The organism is Phenylobacterium sp. (assembly GCF_041916435.1).
GTDB lineage: Bacteria > Pseudomonadota > Alphaproteobacteria > Caulobacterales > Caulobacteraceae > Phenylobacterium.
This window is the reverse complement of sequence record NZ_JAYRZM010000002.1, coordinates 26,615-43,357: the sequence shown is the minus strand read 5'-3', so window position 1 is coordinate 43,357 and position 16,743 is coordinate 26,615. Positions and strand designations below refer to the sequence as shown.

Annotated in this window: 13 protein-coding genes; 7 read left to right on the top strand and 6 right to left on the bottom strand. The window is 71.5% G+C overall.

Annotation, left to right across the window (positions count from 1 at the left end):
- Window positions 1-7: 7 nt before the first annotated feature.
- Genes ACE3TA_RS05195 through ACE3TA_RS05185 form a run of 3 tightly spaced genes read left to right on the top strand, consistent with a single transcriptional unit; the run spans window position 8 to window position 3,347 of the window.
- Window positions 8-1,939, top strand: a complete 1,932-nt coding sequence (locus ACE3TA_RS05195; RefSeq protein WP_374571219.1) for a methyl-accepting chemotaxis protein — start codon at window positions 8-10, stop codon at window positions 1,937-1,939.
- Window positions 1,939-2,430, top strand: a complete 492-nt coding sequence (locus tag ACE3TA_RS05190; protein WP_374571217.1) for a chemotaxis protein CheW — start codon at window positions 1,939-1,941, stop codon at window positions 2,428-2,430. Before ACE3TA_RS05195 ends, ACE3TA_RS05190 begins: the two co-directional genes overlap by 1 nt.
- Before the next feature lie 59 nt (window positions 2,431-2,489).
- Window positions 2,490-3,347 carry a protein-glutamate O-methyltransferase CheR gene (locus ACE3TA_RS05185; protein WP_374571215.1) on the top strand — a complete coding sequence of 286 codons (858 nt, stop codon included), beginning with the start codon at window positions 2,490-2,492 and terminating at the stop codon, window positions 3,345-3,347.
- Window positions 3,348-3,350: 3 nt separating this feature from the next.
- Here the strand turns inward: ACE3TA_RS05185 and ACE3TA_RS05180 are convergent, their stop codons facing one another.
- The 5 genes from ACE3TA_RS05180 to ACE3TA_RS05160 all read right to left on the bottom strand — a co-directional run bounded on the left by ACE3TA_RS05180 (window position 3,351) and on the right by ACE3TA_RS05160 (window position 10,949).
- A complete protein-coding gene (locus ACE3TA_RS05180) occupies window positions 3,351-6,425 on the bottom strand; it encodes an efflux RND transporter permease subunit (protein WP_374571213.1) in 3,075 nt (1,024 codons plus the stop codon).
- A 2-nt stretch (window positions 6,426-6,427) separates the two neighbouring features.
- Window positions 6,428-7,333 carry a hypothetical protein gene (locus ACE3TA_RS05175; RefSeq protein ID WP_374571211.1) on the bottom strand — a complete coding sequence of 302 codons (906 nt, stop codon included), beginning with the start codon at window positions 7,331-7,333 and terminating at the stop codon, window positions 6,428-6,430.
- Entirely contained in the window at window positions 7,330-8,667 is a 1,338-nt protein-coding gene (locus ACE3TA_RS05170; RefSeq protein WP_374571209.1) for a TolC family protein, read from the bottom strand. The genes ACE3TA_RS05175 and ACE3TA_RS05170 overlap by 4 nt, the downstream gene beginning before the upstream one ends.
- Window positions 8,668-8,768: 101 nt before the next feature.
- Entirely contained in the window at window positions 8,769-10,046 is a 1,278-nt protein-coding gene (locus tag ACE3TA_RS05165) for an aminotransferase class III-fold pyridoxal phosphate-dependent enzyme (RefSeq protein ID WP_374571207.1), read from the bottom strand.
- Between the two features lie 51 nt (window positions 10,047-10,097).
- Window positions 10,098-10,949 (bottom strand): metal-dependent hydrolase, encoded by an 852-nt coding sequence (locus ACE3TA_RS05160; protein ID WP_374571205.1) that lies wholly within the window; start codon window positions 10,947-10,949, stop codon window positions 10,098-10,100.
- A 286-nt stretch (window positions 10,950-11,235) separates the two neighbouring features.
- On the opposite strand from ACE3TA_RS05160, the gene ACE3TA_RS05155 reads away from it, so the two are divergent.
- From ACE3TA_RS05155 to ACE3TA_RS05145, 3 genes are all read left to right on the top strand, one after another.
- Window positions 11,236-12,180 carry a carbohydrate kinase family protein gene (locus tag ACE3TA_RS05155; RefSeq protein WP_374571203.1) on the top strand — a complete coding sequence of 315 codons (945 nt, stop codon included), beginning with the start codon at window positions 11,236-11,238 and terminating at the stop codon, window positions 12,178-12,180.
- On the top strand, window positions 12,180-12,845 hold the full coding sequence (locus tag ACE3TA_RS05150; protein ID WP_374571201.1) for a class II aldolase/adducin family protein: 666 nt from the start codon (window positions 12,180-12,182) through the stop codon (window positions 12,843-12,845). Before ACE3TA_RS05155 ends, ACE3TA_RS05150 begins: the two co-directional genes overlap by 1 nt.
- A gap of 79 nt (window positions 12,846-12,924) precedes the next feature.
- The gene (locus tag ACE3TA_RS05145; protein ID WP_374571199.1) at window positions 12,925-13,608 is read left to right on the top strand and encodes a TetR/AcrR family transcriptional regulator; all 684 of its coding nucleotides are present in this window, start codon (window positions 12,925-12,927) and stop codon (window positions 13,606-13,608) included.
- Between the two features lie 8 nt (window positions 13,609-13,616).
- Here ACE3TA_RS05145 and ACE3TA_RS05140 read toward each other — a convergent pair whose 3' ends face one another.
- Window positions 13,617-15,866 carry a TonB-dependent receptor gene (locus ACE3TA_RS05140; protein ID WP_374571197.1) on the bottom strand — a complete coding sequence of 750 codons (2,250 nt, stop codon included), beginning with the start codon at window positions 15,864-15,866 and terminating at the stop codon, window positions 13,617-13,619.
- 203 nt (window positions 15,867-16,069) lie between these two features.
- Between ACE3TA_RS05140 and ACE3TA_RS05135 the strand changes: the two genes are divergently transcribed.
- Window positions 16,070-16,690, top strand: coding sequence for a TetR/AcrR family transcriptional regulator (locus ACE3TA_RS05135; RefSeq protein ID WP_374571195.1), 621 nt, complete (start codon window positions 16,070-16,072; stop codon window positions 16,688-16,690).
- Window positions 16,691-16,743: the final 53 nt, after the last annotated feature.

The following is a 16,743-nucleotide window of genomic DNA, read 5'->3' as shown; positions in this document are numbered from 1 at the left end:
TAGCCAAATGCGTTTCACCATCAAGATGAAGCTTGTGACGGCCTTCGCGGCCGTCATCCTGCTGCTCGCCGGCACCGCCGGCTTCGGCATCTACAGTCTCAGCAAGATCAACCATGCGATGAGCGACATGGTCAACGGGCCGGCCAAGCGGCTCAACCGTGCTCACGTGGCGACCGAGCAGATGCTGCTCGTCCACCGCGCTCAGAAGGGCGTCCTGCTGTCGCGCAACGACGAGGAGCTGACCAAGTACGTCGGCCGCAGCCAGACGAACCGCGCGGCGTTGAAGAAGACCCTGGAGGAGGCCTACGCCGACGCCAGCGCCCAGGGCAAGCCGGACTGGGAGAAGGCCCTGAAGGCGTTCGACGCCTACGCCGAGGTCGACGACGAGATCCAGGGCCTGGTGAAGGCCGGCAAGCACGACGACGCCATGACGCTCAGCTCCGGCCGCGGCGGCAAGGTGGCCGACACCCTCAGCGACATCATGGACGGCTCGGTGCAGCGCAACAAGGAGCGCATGGACAAGGCCGCCGCGGCGGTCGAGGCCCAGTACGTCGGCGCCCGCAACGCCCTGGTGACCGCCGCCGTGATCGCCCTGATCATCGCCGTCGGCGCGGCCCTCTGGATCGCCTACGGCATCAGCCAAGGCCTGGCCCGCCTGAAGGCGGTGGCCAACGCCGTGGCCGTCGGCGACCTGGACCAGCGCGTCACGGTCAAGACCAACGACGAGATCAAGGACCTCGTCGACACCTTCAACGGCATGACCGACAACCTGAAGGGCACCGCCCACATGGCCGACCAGGTGGCCCTGGGCGACCTCAGCGTCGAGCCCAAGCCGCTGTCCGACAAGGACACCCTCGGCAACGCCCTGCGCCGCATGGTGCTGAACCTGCGCGAGACCGCCGCGGTGGCCGACCAGATCGCCGCCGGCGACCTGACGGTCCAGCCCAAGCCCCTGTCCGACAAGGACACCCTGGGCCTGGCGCTCGCGCAGATGGTCGAACGCCTGCGCGGCGTCGTCGCCGACGCGGTCGCGGCCGCCGAGAACGTCTCGGCCGGCAGCCAGGAGATGTCGGCCAGCTCCGAGCAGCTCTCCCAGGGCGCCACCGAGCAGGCGGCTGCGGCCGAGCAGGCCTCCGCCTCGATGGAGGAGATGGCGGCCAACATCAAACAGAACGCCGACAACGCCGCCCAGACCGAGAAGATCGCCCGCCAGTCGTCCCGCGACGCCGAGACCAGCGGCGAGGCGGTGAGCCGCGCGGTGGCCGCCATGCAGACCATCGCCGAACGCATCGGCATCGTGCAGGAGATCGCCCGGCAGACCGACCTGCTGGCCCTGAACGCCGCCGTCGAAGCGGCCCGGGCCGGCGAGCACGGCAAGGGCTTCGCCGTCGTCGCCTCCGAGGTCCGCAAGCTGGCCGAACGCAGCCAGACCGCCGCGGCGGAGATCAGCTCGGTGTCCGGCGACACCGTCAAGGCGGCTCAGGAAGCCGGCGAGATGCTCACGCGCCTGGTGCCCGACATCCGCAAGACCGCCGAACTGGTCGCCGAGATCAGCGCCGCCTGCCGCGAGCAGGACGTGGGCGCCGGCCAGATCAACGACGCAATCCAGCAGCTCGACAAGGTGACCCAGCAGAACGCCAGCGCCTCCGAGCAGATGTCGACCACCTCCGAGGAGCTGGCCGCCCAGGCCGAGGAGCTGCAGACCTCCATCGCCTTCTTCCGCACCGACGCCCGGAACGAGCGTCCGCCGGCCTCGTTCGGCCGCGCCGCGCCGGCCAAGCCCCGTCCCGCCCCGGTCAAGGCCAAGCCGGCGGCCAAGGCGGCCGCGCCCCGGCGCAACGTCGTCGCCGAACAGCAGGCCCGGGTGAGCGGCTTCGCCCTGGACATGACCATGGGCGGCCCGGACGCGGAGGACGCCGACTTCCAGGAGGCGATCTGATGTCGGACGGCGGCGAAGCTCAATACGTCACCTTCGGCGTGGGCGAGGAGACCTTCGCCGCCCCCGTCTCGATGGTGCGGGAGATCCTGGACTACCGCGAGGCGTTCAAGATCCCCAACGGTCCCGCCTACCTGTTGGGCCTGACCGACGTGCGCGGCCGCGGCGTGCCCACGGTGGACCTTCGGGTCCGCCTGGGCCTGCCCAGGGCCGAGCCCACGCTGCAGACGCGCATCGTCGTCCTGGACGTGCCGGTCGAAGGGCGGGTGCTCAGCCTTGGGCTGGTCGCCGACCGCGTCCACGACGTCGTCGCGGTCCAGGCCGCCGAGATCGAGCCCGCACCGGACATCGGCGTGCGCTGGCGCTCGGACTACATCGCCGGCGTCGTGCGGCGCGAGGCGGGCTTCGTGGTGCTGGTCGACATCGGCCGGCTCTTCACCAGCCATGAGGCGGTCAGCCTGGAGGCGGCCGCGGACCTGACGTTCGCCGCCTGAGACGGGCGCCGCCCTCCTCCTCATTCCCGTCGCGCTTTCCCGGCGACCAGGAGCCCTAAGTGTCCGAACCCGCCCTCAGCTTCTCCGCCGAGATCCACGACCGCATCAGCCAGCGCAACTTCAACCGCCTGGCCCGCTTCATCCAGGGCTACAGCGGCATCAAGATGCCGCCCACCAAGAAGACCATGCTGGAGGGCCGGCTCCGCCGCCGCCTGCGCGCGACCGGCGCGGCCAGTTTCGATTCCTACTGCGACTTCCTGTTCGAGGACGGCGGGCTCGAGGCCGAGACCATCCACCTGATCGATGCGGTCACGACCAACAAGACCGACTTCTTCCGCGAGCCCAAGCACTTCAGCTACTTGGCCGACGTGGTGCTGCCGTCCCTCGCCAAGCAGGGCGTGCGCAACCTGCGCGCCTGGAGCTCGGCCTGCTCGACGGGGGCCGAGCCCTACACCCTGGCGATGGTGCTCGATCACTTCGCCGAGCGCTCGAGCGGCTTCAGGTACTTCGTCCTGGCCACCGATCTCAGCACCGACGTCCTGGCCAGCGCGCAGGCCGGCGTGTTCCGCCGGGAGATGGTCGCCCCGGTGCCGGCCGAGCTCTATCGCCGCTATGTGACGACGCCCCGCGACCGGCTGCGGCAGGACGTGCGCATCCATCCGAGCCTGCGCGCGAAGGTGGGCTTCGCGCGCCTGAACCTGATGGACGAGAGCTATCCGGTCGGCGAGCCGTTCGACCTCATCTTCTGCCGCAACGTCATGATCTATTTCGACAAGCCGACGCAGGCGGCGGTCCTGCAGCGGCTCTGCGGGCGCCTGAAGAGCGGCGGATACCTGTTCATCGGCCATTCGGAGACGATCGCCGGCGTCGACCTGCCGGTCGTCCAGGTCGCCAACACCATCTTCCAGAAGACCTAGCGGTCACCGCCCCCGCGCGCGGCCGTAGCGCCAGGTGAGCGAGGGCAGCAGCACGAGGCTGGCGATGGTGGACGTCACCAGCCCGCCCAGGATCACCACCGCCATCGGCCCCTGGATCTCGCGGCCCGCCTGCCCGGTCGCCAGGGCCAGGGGCAGCACGCCCAGGCCGGTGACCAGGGCGGTCATCAGGATCGGCGTGACCCGCTCGCGCGTGGCCAGGATCACCGTGTCGGCCGACCAGACGGAGCCCTCCTCCAGCAGTTGGTCGAGGTGCGAGATCAGCAGGATCGCGTTGCGCGCGGCCACGCCGAACAGGGTGATGAAGCCGACCAGCGAGCCCAGCGACAGGCTGGCGCCGGTCAGCCCCACGGCGACGACCCCGCCCACCAGGGCGAAGGGCGCCGCGCCGAGGATGAGGCCCACGGCCCGGCCGCCGCCGAAGGCCACCAGCAACAGCGCCACCACGCCGCCCAGCGCCAGGGCGCTGTTGAACAACAGCTCGCGGCGGGCCTCGGCCGCGCCCTTCGCCGTGCCGGTGAATTCCAGGTAGACGCCGGGCGGCAGCTTGACCTTCTCGGCGATGGCCCGCCTGGCCGCTTCCGTCACCCGCGCGACGTCGGACGGCGCGGGGTTGGCGGTGACCACCTGGCGCGGCCGCCCGCCCTCGTGGCTGATCGAGGTGCGCGCCTCGGCCAGGCGGATGCGGCCGAGCGCGCTCAGCGGCGCAAGGGTCCCGCCCGCCCCGCGCACCAGGAGCTCGCCCACCGTCTCCGGGTCCCGCCGCAGGTCCGGCGGCGTCGTGACCACCACCTCCACCGTCCGGTCGGCCTGGAAGAGCTGGGCGGCCGATGCGCCCTGATAGGCCGCCGCGATCGTGTCCATGGCGTCGGCGGGCGTCAGGCCGTAGCGGGCCAGGGCGTCGTGGTTCAGGTCGATGCGGACCACCGGCGTCGACGGCGGGGTCTGCACCTGCACGTCCACGGCGCCGGGAACGGCGCGCAGCGCCGCGGCGATGCGCCCGGCGGTCCTGTCCAGCGTGTCCAGATCGCCGCCGTAGACGCCGATCGCCAGGGCGGCGGTCTCCCCGGACAGGGACTCGCCGATCCGGTCGCCCAGGAAGGTCAGCACCTCGGTCCGCAGGCCGGGATAACTGTCCAGAATCTCATGGATGCGCGCCTGGATCTGGTCCTGCCGCGCGCCGGACAGCTTCGGCTTCAGCTCGACGTGGAACTCGCTGCGCTCGGCGCCGAAGGTGTCCTCCCCGCCCTCCGCGCGGCCAAGCTGCTGCTCGACGCTGGCTATGCCGTCCACCTTCAAGAGGTCGGCGCTGATCCGCCGGCCATAGTCGCGCATGACGGCCAGCGAGGTTCCCGGCGGGCCGGCCACCCCCAGGACGAAATGCCCCTCGCGAAAGCTCGGCAGCAGTTCGGAGTTGAACAGCATGAAGCCGGCTACGGAGATGATCGCCGCCACGGCCGCGCCCGCCACCGCCAGCCGCGGCGCCGCCATCAGCCGGCGCAGCAGCCGCTCGTGCCAGTCCTTCGCCCGCGCCAGCAGCGGCGGCTCCTCGTGCAGCTTCGCCCGCGACAGCATCAGCAGCGCCATGGGCGGGGTCACCACCACCGCCACGGCCAGGGAGGCTAAGGTGGCGATGATGAAGCTCAGCGCCAGCGGCGAGAAGAACGCGCCCTGCAGCCCGTGCAGCAGCAGCACCGGCAAGAGCACCAGGGCCAGCATCGCCGTGGCGTAGATCACCGGCGCGCGCACCTCGATCGCCGCCGCGCGGATCACCTCGCGCGCCGTCACGCCGTCAGGACGGCCGCGCAGGCGGCGCACGATGTTCTCCACCCCGATCACCGCGTCGTCGACCACCACGCCCAGCGCCACCGCGAGCCCGCCGAGCGTCATGGTGTTCAGCGTCAGCCCCATGGCGTCCAAGACGATGACGGCGGTCAGCAGCGCCAGCGGAATGCTGACGAAGGCGATGACCACCGTGCGCAGGTCGCGCAGGAACAGGAACAGCACCAGGGCGATCAGCACGGCCCCGATCGCCAGGTCCTCGGAGATGCCGCCGAGCGCGGAGCTGATGAAATTCGCCGGCCGGTGCAGCCCGGCGTAGACCTTGACGCCCTGCGCCTTCAGGGCCGGGCGCAGCTCGTCCAGCGCCGCCTCCACCGCATGCGTCGCCTCCAGCGTATTGGCGCCGTACTGGCTCGACAGGCTGATCAGCACGCCCGGCTCGCCCATGATCAGGGCGTCGCCGTTGAGCGGGGCCGCGCCGTCCACCACCTCGGCCACGTCGCCGATGCGGACCGGCGCGCCGCCGTCGCCGGCCGACGGCAGCGGCGAGGCGGCGATGTCGGCGGCGCTCATCGCCTGGCCCCGCGGCTCGATCAGGATCCGCTGCTGCGGCGTGTCGATGAACCCGCCGCCGCCCACCGTGGCGGAGGCCCGCACGGCCGCCAGGACGTCGGTCAGGGCGAGCCCCCGCGCCGCCAGCTCCCCGGGGCGGACCCGCACCTCGATGCGGCGGGTCTGTCCGCCATAGACGGTGGCGCGCGCCACGCCGGCGGCCGACAGCAGACGCGGACGAACCGTCCAGTCCACCAGGCTGCGCAGCGCCATCGGCGTCAGCTTGTCGCTGGTGAAGCCCACCTTGAGCAGGTCCATCGTCGAGGAGGTCAGCGGCGAGACCTTCGGCGTGGCCACACCCGCCGGCAGGCCGCTCACCTCGCCCAGCGCCTCGGCCACGATCTGGCGGGCGCGATAGGGGTTCGAGCCGTCGGTGAAGACGACGTTGACCACCGAGAGGCCGGCGATCGAGGTCGAGCGCACCGCCGCCACCCCGGCCGCGCCGTTGATCGTCTGCTCGACCGGCCGGGTGACGAGCTGCTCCACCTGCTGGGCGGTCAGGCCGGGGGCTTCGGTCTGCACCTCGACCTGGGCCGGCACGAAATCGGGGAAGACGTCCAGCTTGGCGTGGCTCACCACCACGCCGCCGTAGACGAGCAGCAGCGCGCTGGCCGCCAGCACCAGCCGGGGGAACTTCAGGGTCCAGGCGACGATCGCGGCGAGCATGGTCAGTCGATCTCGCCGCCGCCGGAGCCGGCCGCCAGCAGCTTGGCCGCACCCTCCACCACCACCGCCTCGCCGGGACGGACGCCGCCGGTGACGAACAGGCCGTTCGGCGTGCTTTGGCCGCCGGCCAGCACCCGCCGCTCGAACGCGCCGGCGTCACGGCGCACATAGACGAAGGTCTCGCCCGCCCCGCGCATCAGCGCCGAGCGCGGCACGATCACCCCCCGCCCGGCCGAGCCTCCCGCCAGCACGGCGGGCACGACCTGTCCGGCCGCGAGATTTCGCGCGGCAGGCCCGCGCACCAGCGCCAGCCATCCGGGCGACTGCAGGCGCGGGTCGGCCGTGCGCAGCGGGCCGAGCACCCGGGCCGTGATCGCCGGCCCGCCCGCCGGCCTCAGCTCCACCTGCGCCGGCGCCGCCTGCGGGCGCGCCGCATCGATGCGCACGAGCGCCGCCTCGCCGGCCGCCACGGCGTCTTCCAGCCGGCCGCGTTCGGCCGTCCCCATGCCCGCCAGGCCGGTCCCCCATTCCAGCTCCAGCCGCCGGCGCAGCAGCGCCAGCTTGGCCTGGTCGGCGCGGGCCAGCGCCTGCGCCGCCTCGGCGGCCTGGTTGGAGACCGCATGGTCCGCCGCGTTGAGCGCCTTGGCCCGCGCGGCCTCGGCGCGGGACGCCGCCGCCGCGGCCTCCGCCGCCGCCAGATCGGCCTCCAGGCTGGCCAGCGGCAGGGGATCCAGCACGCGGGCGAAGCCCTGCGCCTGGGCCGTCAGCGTCGTGGCGGCGAGCTTGGCGGTCACCACGCCCAGCCGCGCCTGGGCGGCGGCGTCCAGCCGCACGACGTCTTCCGCGCGGGCGGCCGTGGCGATCAGGGCCGCGGCGGCCGTGACCGCGAGGATATGGCGGCGCTTCATGATGAGCCTCCCAGCTTGGCGTCGGCGGAGGAAAGGACGGCCGCCTCGTCCGGGTCGAAGCTGCGGCGCAGGGCGTCCTCCAGGTCGATCCGCGCCAGCGCCTGGACGCGCTCGGCGTCGAGCAGGCCGAGCCGGGCGTTGGTCTCGGCCGCCTGAGCCGCCAGCAGGTCGGGCCGGTCGCCGGCCCCGGCGGCGAAACGGGCGGCGGCGTCCTGCGCCGTGCGCACGGCCGCCGGCAGGTCCCTGTCGCGCCAGCGCGCCGTCTCCGCGCGGGCCAGGGCGAGCGCCGCGGCCGCCTTGTCGGCGCCGGCCAGCACCTCGTCCTGGGTCCGCTCCAGGGTCCGCCCCGCCGCCGCCCGCGCCGCCTCGGCCTGGCGGATCCCCGCGCGGTTCAGGTCTGCGGGCGGCAGGGTCAGCGACAGGTTGAACGGCAGCTTGTTCGCGCCGTGATCGTAGAAGTAGGCCGGGCTCAGCCGAATCTCCGGGCGTTGCTTGGCCACTTCCAGGCGCAGGTCGTTCTCGGCGAGGTCGTAGTCGGCCACCACGTCCAGCACGGTGAGCCGCGAAACGGCGGCCTGGGTGCGCCAGTCCGGCAGGCCGGCGAGGTCGGGCTCCGCCGCGTCCGGCGACAGCGCGAGGTCCGCCACGGCAGACGCCGGCACGCCCGTCGCGGCCGCCAGCGCCGCCTGCGCCGCGCTCAGCCGCTGGCGAGCGCTCGCCGCGCGGTGTTCGGCCGCGACCGCATCGGCGGCGGCCATCAGTTGAACCGAGCGCGCGTCCTCCCCGGCGGCGACGCGGCGCTCCAGCACCTGCGCCCGCTCGCCCTGCAGCTTGGCCAGCCGGCTCGCCAGATCGTCCTCCTGGCGGGCGGCGCGAAGCTCGACTTCGGCCCGCGCCAGGTCCGAGCGGACGGTCCACATCGCCTCGGCGGCGGCGTAGCGCGCCTTCAGCGCCGGAAGATCGGCCGCCGTGATCCGCGCGGCGCGGCGCACGCCCGCGTCCAATGGAATGTCGGCGCCCGCGCCATAGCCCCACTGCGGATGCTCGTCGGCGAACTCGGCGGTGAGCGTCAGGGTGGCGGCCGGCCTCACGCGCGCGGCCTGGGCGGCGGCGAGGGCGGCCTCGTAACTGCGCCGGGCCGCGGCGATCGCCGGATTGCGCTCCAGCGCCGCCGCCAGCAGCGACGCCCGGTCCCAGGGCTGCGCCGCCGGACGCTCCGGCAGGCGGCGGGCGTCGTACGCCTGGACGTTGGCCGCCAGTTGCGGCGGCGCCGGCCGGTAGACGGCGCAGGCGCCGAGCGCGAGGCACAGAGCGGCGGACAGGCTGCGCTTCAAGGAACCGGATCTCCCAGCAGGGTCGGCCAGTTCACCGTGAGTCGCGCACAACCGTGCGACGGGATTTCGTCGCGGGCCGAACCGGCCCGCCGCCTCGCGGACTACTCGGCCGCGTGCTGATGCAGGATCTGCAGCTTGGTGGCGGGCTCGAGCTTGCCGGCCGCCTTGATCGCCTTGAAGGCGTCGTCGCCCGCCTCGACCGCGAAGTCGATGTCGGCCTCGGTCATCGCCGCGCAGATGAACATGTTGTGCCAGGGGTGCATGTAGACCCCCCGCCGGATCAGCGCGTCGCACCAGGCGTAGCCCTTGGCGAAGTCGGCGTCGTCCTCGAACATGATCAGCGGAAGCTGGGCCGGCCCGGTCTGGCGCAGACCGAAGCCGTGCCGTCCGGCCGCCTCGTCCAGCCCCGCGCGCAGGCGCTCGCCCAGCGCGATCGTGCGTTCCAGGTAGTCGGTGTCGCGCACCAGGCCCAGGGTGACCAGGGCCGCCTCCATCGGCGCGGCCGAGAACCAGAACGAGCCGGTCACGTAGATGGTGGCCGCGGCCATGCGGAAGGCTTCGGCGCCCAGGAGGGCCGAGATCGGGTGGCCGTTGGCGATCGCCTTGCCCCAGGAGGACAGGTCCGGCTTGACCCCCACCAGCGACCAGCTGCAGTCGCGCGCCAGGCGCAGGCCCGCGCGCACGTCGTCGACGATCAGCAGCGCGCCGTGCTCGTCGCACAGCTCGCGCGCGCGGCGGGCGTATTCCGGGCTCGGCGCTTCCTGGTCGATGAAGGCGTCGTGCTTGATCGGCGAGGCGAAGATCGCGGCCAGGTCGCCGCCGGCCGCCTTCACCGCCGCCTCCAGGCTCTCCACGTCGTTGTAGTCGTAGAACACCTGGTTGGCCCGGTCGGCCTCGGTCACCCCGTTCTTCAGCGGCGTGCACCAGGGCGCGGCCCCGTGATAGGCGCCCTTGGCCAGCACGATCGTCTTCTTCTTCGTGTGGTTGCGCGCGACCATCATCGCCATGGTCGTGGCGTCGGTGCCGTTCTTGCAGAACATCGCCCAGTCGGCGTGGCTCACCATGCCCACCATCGCCTCGGCCAGCTCCACCATCGCCGGCCCCGGCCCGGTCAGGGTGTCGCCGCCGCGCAGCCGGGCGACGTAGGCGTCGTCGATCGCCTTATGGCCGTAGCCGAACAGGTTGGGCCCGTAGCCGCACAGGAGGTCGAGGTAGCGGTTGCCGTCGGCGTCCCACATGTAGGCGCCCTCCCCGCGGCTGAAGAACTGCGGGTAGTCGTCCGGCAGCAGCATCACCGACTGGTGGCCGTACATGCCGTTGGGGATGACCGCTTGGGCGCGCTCCCGCAGGGCCCGGTCCTTGCTGTTCGTCCACGCCATGATGCGATCCTCTGTTGACGGCTTGGTGAGTTGGGAAGGCGGGCTTCGGCGTCAGGCCGGCTGGCCGGCGGCGTCCAGGCCCAGCGCGCGCTCCACGCGCGCGGCCAGTTCGCGGTCGTCGTGCCGCCACGGGTGGAAGCCCGGCAGGTAGTAGGTCAGGTACGGCAGGAACACCTGGCGCAGCAGGCCCGGCCGCAAGAACAGGTAGGCCGTCAGCCGCCGCCAGGTCTTCGGCGTGTCGATCCCGTCCTGCTGGAACAGCAGGCCGATGTCGCGCTTGCGCTCCTTCCAGAAGTCCCGGGTCACCTGGGCCATCACCGCGACGCGGAAGAACCAGCGCTTGTAGGCTGGCAGCTCGCGCGTGGCGTGCATGAAGGTGTCGAACGCCACGCCCTTGTGCTCGATCTCCTCGACGCTGTGCCAGCGCCACAGCCGCCGGATCTCCTCCGGGCAGCCCTCGAAGTGGCGCTCGTCGGCCAGCCAGGCGTGGGCCAGCATCGCGGTGAAGTGCTCCAGCGCCGCGGTCGCCGCCACGTGCACCTCGGGCGGCTCGTGCTTGGTCTGGCGGATGTCCTCGCGGATCAGCTCGTCGATCCGGCGGGTCTCGTAGCCGGCCGCCGCCACCTGGCGGTTGAACGCCATGTGCTCGCGCGAGTGGAAGGCCTCCTGCTGCGTGAAGTCGGCGATCTGGCCGCGCAGCGGCTCCGGCGCCTGGTCCAGGAAGTGGCGCACGCTCTGCACGAAATAGGCTTCGCCCTGCGGGAAGGTCAGCGACAGGGCGTTGTAGAAGGCCGTCGCCACCGGATCGCCCCCGTGCCACCAGCGCTCGCTCTCCTGACCGCGGCCGAAGGCCAGGTCCCTGGGCGTGATCTGCAGGTCGCGGGGGGTGGCCGTCGTGCTCATGGCGGACTCCGTTTCGATCGCCCGTTCGTTCTATCCGCGTTTATGATAGTGTCAACTATCTTTTTGATGCGAGCACCGCGCGCGCCCGGCTGCAGCCGCTGCGTCGCCGGGGCGCCCGGCGCCGGACGCGTTGCGACGGCGATTTAGGTAGCTTATGCTATCAAATTACGACAGCTCGCGCCCCGGCCGCCATGCGCCGGACGCGACTCGACCTTATGCTGCGCGCCGCCTGGGCCCTGGGCCCTGGAGCGCCGCCGCCTGCCCGGCGAAACCAAAAGGGGGAAACATGAGCCTGGACCTGCTCGCCATCGGCCTGACCACTCTGGACGTGGTGGCCCGGCCCATCGACGCCCTGCCCGCCGACGAGGGGACCGCGCTGATCCAGGGGTGCGAGTGCGCGCCGGCCGGCACGGCCGCGGCCCCGGCGATGATCGCCGCGCGGCTCGGCCTGAAGACCGGCCTGGTCTCGGCGGTCGGCGACGACATGACCGGCCGCCTGGTGCGCCTGGGCCTGGAGTCGGAGGGCGTGGATACGCGCTGGCTGGCCGTCCTGCCCGGCGCCCAGACTTCCACCACGCTGTTGCCGATCTCGTCGGCCGGCCGCCGGCCCGTGCTGCACGCGCCGGGCGCGGGCAGCTTCGCCGAGGCCGCGCCCGAAGCCATGGCCGCCGCTGCCGCCTCACGGTTCGTCCACTACGGCGGCGTGGGCGGGCCCAAGCTGGACGGCGGGCCCGGCGCGGAATTCCTGAAGGCGGCCAAGGCCGGCGGCGCGGTGGTCACCTGCGACCTGATCGCCCCGCGCCCCTCGGCGATGGACGAGCTGGAGCGCCTCTTGCCCTTCGTCGACGTCTTCATGCCCAGCGCCGTGGAGGCTCGCGGCCTCACCGGCGAGGCCGACCTTGCGGCCGCGGCCCGCCGCTTCGTCGCCACGGGCGCCGGCGCCTGCGTGATCAAGAACGGCGCGGAAGGCGCGGTGACCCTGTTCGATGGCGAGATCGCCGTCGTGCCGGCCCACGTCGTCGAGCCGGTGGACACCACCAGCTGCGGCGATTCCTTCTGCGCGGGCTTCATCGCCGGCCTGGCGCGCGGCTGGGCGCCGCTGGAGGCGTGCCGCCTGGGCGCGGCGACCGCCGCCCTGGTGGCCCAGGACCTGGCCACCCTGGGCCGCCTCGTCGATTTCGACCACACCGTCGCGACCATGCGCGCGACGCCGCTTCGGGAGACCGCCTGATGTCCCAGCCCAACGAGGCCGAACTGCGCGCGGCCATGACGCGCGTCATGAAGGCGATGGACGAGCGCGGCCTGAACCGCGGCACCTCCGGCAACGTCTCCGTCCGCTTCGGCCAGGACATGTTGGTCACCCCCTCCGGGGTGCCCGCGCCCCGGCTGGAGCCCGAGCACATGGTGCTGGTGCGGCCCGACGGCTCCTCGCCGGAGGGGGCGATGCGCCCCTCCAGCGAATGGCGGATGCACTGGGGCCTGCTGGCCTCGCGGACGGACGTCAACGCCGTCGTCCACTGCCATTCCCGCTACGCGACGATCCTGGCCTGCGCCGGCCGGCCGATCCCGGCGGTGCACTACATGGTGGCCGTGTCCGGCGGCAGCAGCATTCCGGTCGCGCCCTACGCCACCTTCGGCACCCCCGAGCTGGCCGAGGCGGTGGCCGCCTCGCTCGACGGCCGATACGCCGCCCTGATGGCCAACCACGGCCAGATCGTCGTCGCCCCCAGCCTCGACCGCGCCCTGTCGATCGCCGAGGAGGTCGAGGAGCAGGCCGCCGTCTATTGGGGAACCCTGGCGATCGGCGGGCCCAACCTGCTGGACGACCAGGCGATGGCGGCCATCTCCGGGCAGTTCGCCGCCTACGGTCAGCGGCCGCGCAAGCCCGCGCCCTGAGGCCGGCGGGGATTGTGCCGCCACGCCGCCGGGCGCTATGGCTGAACCGATCGCCGCGTCGCCGGCGGCGGAGGACTGGATGGACAAGCCGCTCCCGCTGAGCACCAAGAAGCGCCCGCGCCAGAGCCGCTCGCAGGAGACGTTCGAGCTGATCGTCGAAACCGCCGGGCGCCTGCTCGACGAGGTCGGCTTCGAGCAGCTCACCACCAACCTGGTCTGCGAGCGCGCAGGCCTGACGCCTCCGGCGCTCTACCGCTACTTCCCCAACAAGTACGCCCTGCTGCGGGAGCTGGGCGACCGGATCATGCAGTTGCAGGACGAGGCGGTGTTCCGCTGGATCGACGCGGGCGGCCCGGCCGGCGACACCACCGCCGAGCAGATCCGCAGGCTCCTGACCCTGCAGACCGAGATCATCGAACTCACCCGCAACTTTCCGGGCAACATCGCCATCATGCGCGCCCTGCGCGCCGCCCCGCCGCTGCACGACCTCAGGATCGCCTCGCGCGACGCGGTGGCCCAGCGGCTGTCGATCGTGCTCGCCCGCACCTTCCCGTCCATTCCCGCCGAGACCCTCAGGGTGCACACCAAGCTCTCCACCGAGCTGATGTACGCGGCGACCGAGATGGTGCTGGAGGAAGGCGGCCCCGACGCGGCCCTGCTCACCGAGGAGGCCTGCCGCGTCTTCGTGGTCGCGCTGGAGACCCTGGAGGCCGCGCACGGCGGCCAGGGCGAACGCCCCGGACGCTCGCGCGCCCGGGGCTGAGCCGCCGCCTAGTAGCGGTAGCGCAGGAAGACGCCGTAGGTCCGCGGCGGGGCGTAGCCCAAGAGGTCCACGCCCAGGCTGTCGATCGGCGAGATCGAGTTCAGGTAGCTCTCGTCGGTCAGGTTCTTGCCCCACAGGCCGGCCTCGATGGTCCGGTCCGGCGAGGTCCAGGCGAGCTGGGCGTCGACCAGCCAGAGCTCCGGATCCGACAGCCGCTCGGTCTGGGTGCTGTCGAAGTAGATCTTCGAGCGATAGGAGACGTCCACGCTGGGCGTGATCGACCCGCCCGCCGGCAGGTCGAAGCGGTAGCGCGCGCCCGCGGTCATGTTGAACTTCGGCGCCTGGGGCATCCGATTGCCGCTGTAGTCGCCGCCCTCGGACTTGTAGTCGCCGTAGAAGGCGTGCAGCCAGCCCAGGCCCAGCGACAGGTCCAGGCCGCGCACCGGCGTGGCGGTGAACTCGGCCTCGGCGCCGTACATCTCCGCCGAGGCGGCGTTGTCCAGCACCTGCACGGTCAGCCCGCCGCGCAGCACCGTCGAGTAGGCCTGGATGTTCTGGTAGTCGTAGTAGAAGGCCGACAGGTTCATCCGCAGGCGCCGGCCGAGCAGGTCGCTCTTGGAGCCGACTTCGTAGGCGTTGACCGTCTCGTTGTCGTAGGGCTCGAGCTGGCTGGGATCGTCCGCCGAGCCGCCAAAGAAGCCGCCGCTCTTATAGCCGCGGTTGTAGGTGGCGTAGACGTTGGTGCCGTCGGTGAGCTGGTACTTCGCGCCCAGACGCCCGGAGAAGTCGCTGAAGGTCTTCGAGCCGTCATAGGTGAACAGCACGATCTGGCCGTTCTCGGCGTCGCGCACGTAGTGGAAGGTCTTGTCGTCGGCTGACCAGCGCAGGCCGAAGCTGAGCTGCAGCTTGTCGGTCAGGTCATAGTCCACCTGGCCGAACACCGCGTAGGAATCGGTCTTCTGCTTGTAGGGATAGCCGAAGACGCCGATCGAGTTCTCCAGGCTGTAGCCGGTCGGATTGTCCGGCGTGATGAAGTAGGGGCGGTAGTCGCGCAGGATGTCGTAGGAGCTGCTGCTGACGAGCTCGTCGTGCATGTAGTAGGCGCCCAGCACCCACTTGGCCGGCCCCACGTCCGACTGCAGGCGGAACTCCTGCGAGAACTCCCGCTGGTAGTTGATGTAGGCCGCCGTGATCATGTCGTACGGGCTGGCGTCGGTGTTTTCCTGGTCGTTGCGGTGGACGCTCTGGTAGGCGGTGATCGACACCAGCGACAGGTCGCCGAACTTGCGGGCGGCCGAGAGCGAGGCGCTCCACAGGTCGACCCGGTCCTTGCCCTCGCTGTCGGACGAGACGTGCCGGGTGTTCTTGTCGGTGTCGGAGTAGCCCTCCAGGTCGCTGCACTGGCCGCTGTAGTAGAAGGCGGACCCGCAGAGCCCGTCGGCGCCGGTGGCCTCGGCGGTCAGCGGGAACAGCGGGCGCGACTTGGCCTGGATGGCGCCGCCGCGGTTGATGAAGCGGTTGACCTCGGCCAGCACCTCGGTGTCGTCGTCCGGCGTGTAGAGCAGCGAGGCGCGCAGGGCGGTGCGGTCGGCGTCGTTCACCCGGTGGCCGGTGTAGGTGTTCAGGCTGTAGCCGTCGTCGTTGACGTATTGGGCCGCGACGCGGAAGGCCAGCACGTCCTTGATGATCGGACCGCCGTAGGCGGCGGAGGCGTTCAGCGAATTGAACCGGCCGTACTCGATCGACGCCTCGCCCGAGGGGCTCATGGTCGGCCGCTTGGAGATCAGGTTGATCGCCCCGCCGGTGGTGTTGCGCCCGTAGAGCGTGCCCTGCGGGCCGCGCAGCACTTCCACGCGCTCAAGGTCGAAGAACGAGGCCATCTGCGCCAGGGGCGAGCCGATGTAGACGCCGTCGGCGTAGACGCCCACGCCGCTGGACGAGGACGGATTGAAGTCGTTCAGCCCGACGCCGCGGATGAAGATCTTCGGGTTGGCCGCCGCGTCGGCGCTGGAGATGCGCAGGCCCGGCGCAAGGTTGTCCAGGTCGACGATGCTCATCACGCGCTGCTCTTCCAGCGCCTTGGACGACAGGGCGCTGATCGCCACAGGAACGTCCTGCATGTTCTCGGCCCGCTTCTGCGCGGTGACGACGATCGGCTCGATGGTGACCCCGTCGTCCGCGTCGCTCGCGGTCTGTGCGTGGGCGGATGAAGCGGCGATCAGCGCGACGGCGCTGACGCTGATGAAGAAACTACGCACGAGGCATCCCCTTATATTTGACTCTGATGCATGTAGGATAGCGATGGCTATCCATTAAACAATAGCGATAGCTATGATAGGAGAGTCATGGCTTTGTCGGTCGTTTTTGCAATCATCGCGGTGGAGGAAACGCTGAAAGAATGAGCGTGAAGACGACCAGGCGCGCCGCCGCTGCCCCTCGGGAGGGCAGGGCTTCGAGGAAGGTGGCCACCGAAACCAAGCTGCAGCCGTCGCAGGCCCGCGCTCAGGACACCTTCGAGCTGATCGTCGAGACCACCGGCCGGCTGCTCGAGGAGGTCGGCTTCGAGCGGCTGTCCACCAACATGGTCTGCCGCCGCGCGGGCCTGACACCGCCGGCGCTCTACCGCTACTTCCCCAACAAGTACGCGATCCTGCGCGAGCTCGGCGACCGGCTCATGCGCGAACAGGACGAGGCGGTGCTCGAATGGATCGACGCCGGCGGGCTGGAGGCCGACACCCTGGAGGAGGCCATCGAGAGCAACCGCCGCCTGCAGGAGCGGGTGAACGAGATCACCCGCCGCTTTCCCGGCAACATCTCGATCATGCGCGCCATGCGCGCCGTGCCGATCCTGCGCGACCTGCGCATCGCCTCGCGCGACATGGTCGCCGACCGCCTGGCCGACGCGATGGCCTCGCTCTATCCGAACGTGCCGCGCGAGCGGCTGCGCATCGCCACGCGCCTGTCGACCGAGCTGGGCTACGCCGCCACCGAGATGGTGCTCGAGGAGCCGGACCGCGAGGCCGCCGAGGTCACCGAACAGGTCGCCCGCGCCCTGGTGTTCTACTACCGCAATCTTGAATGAGACGGCGTTTGCACGCTTGCCATTAGGATAGCTATCGCTACTTTATCCGCGAA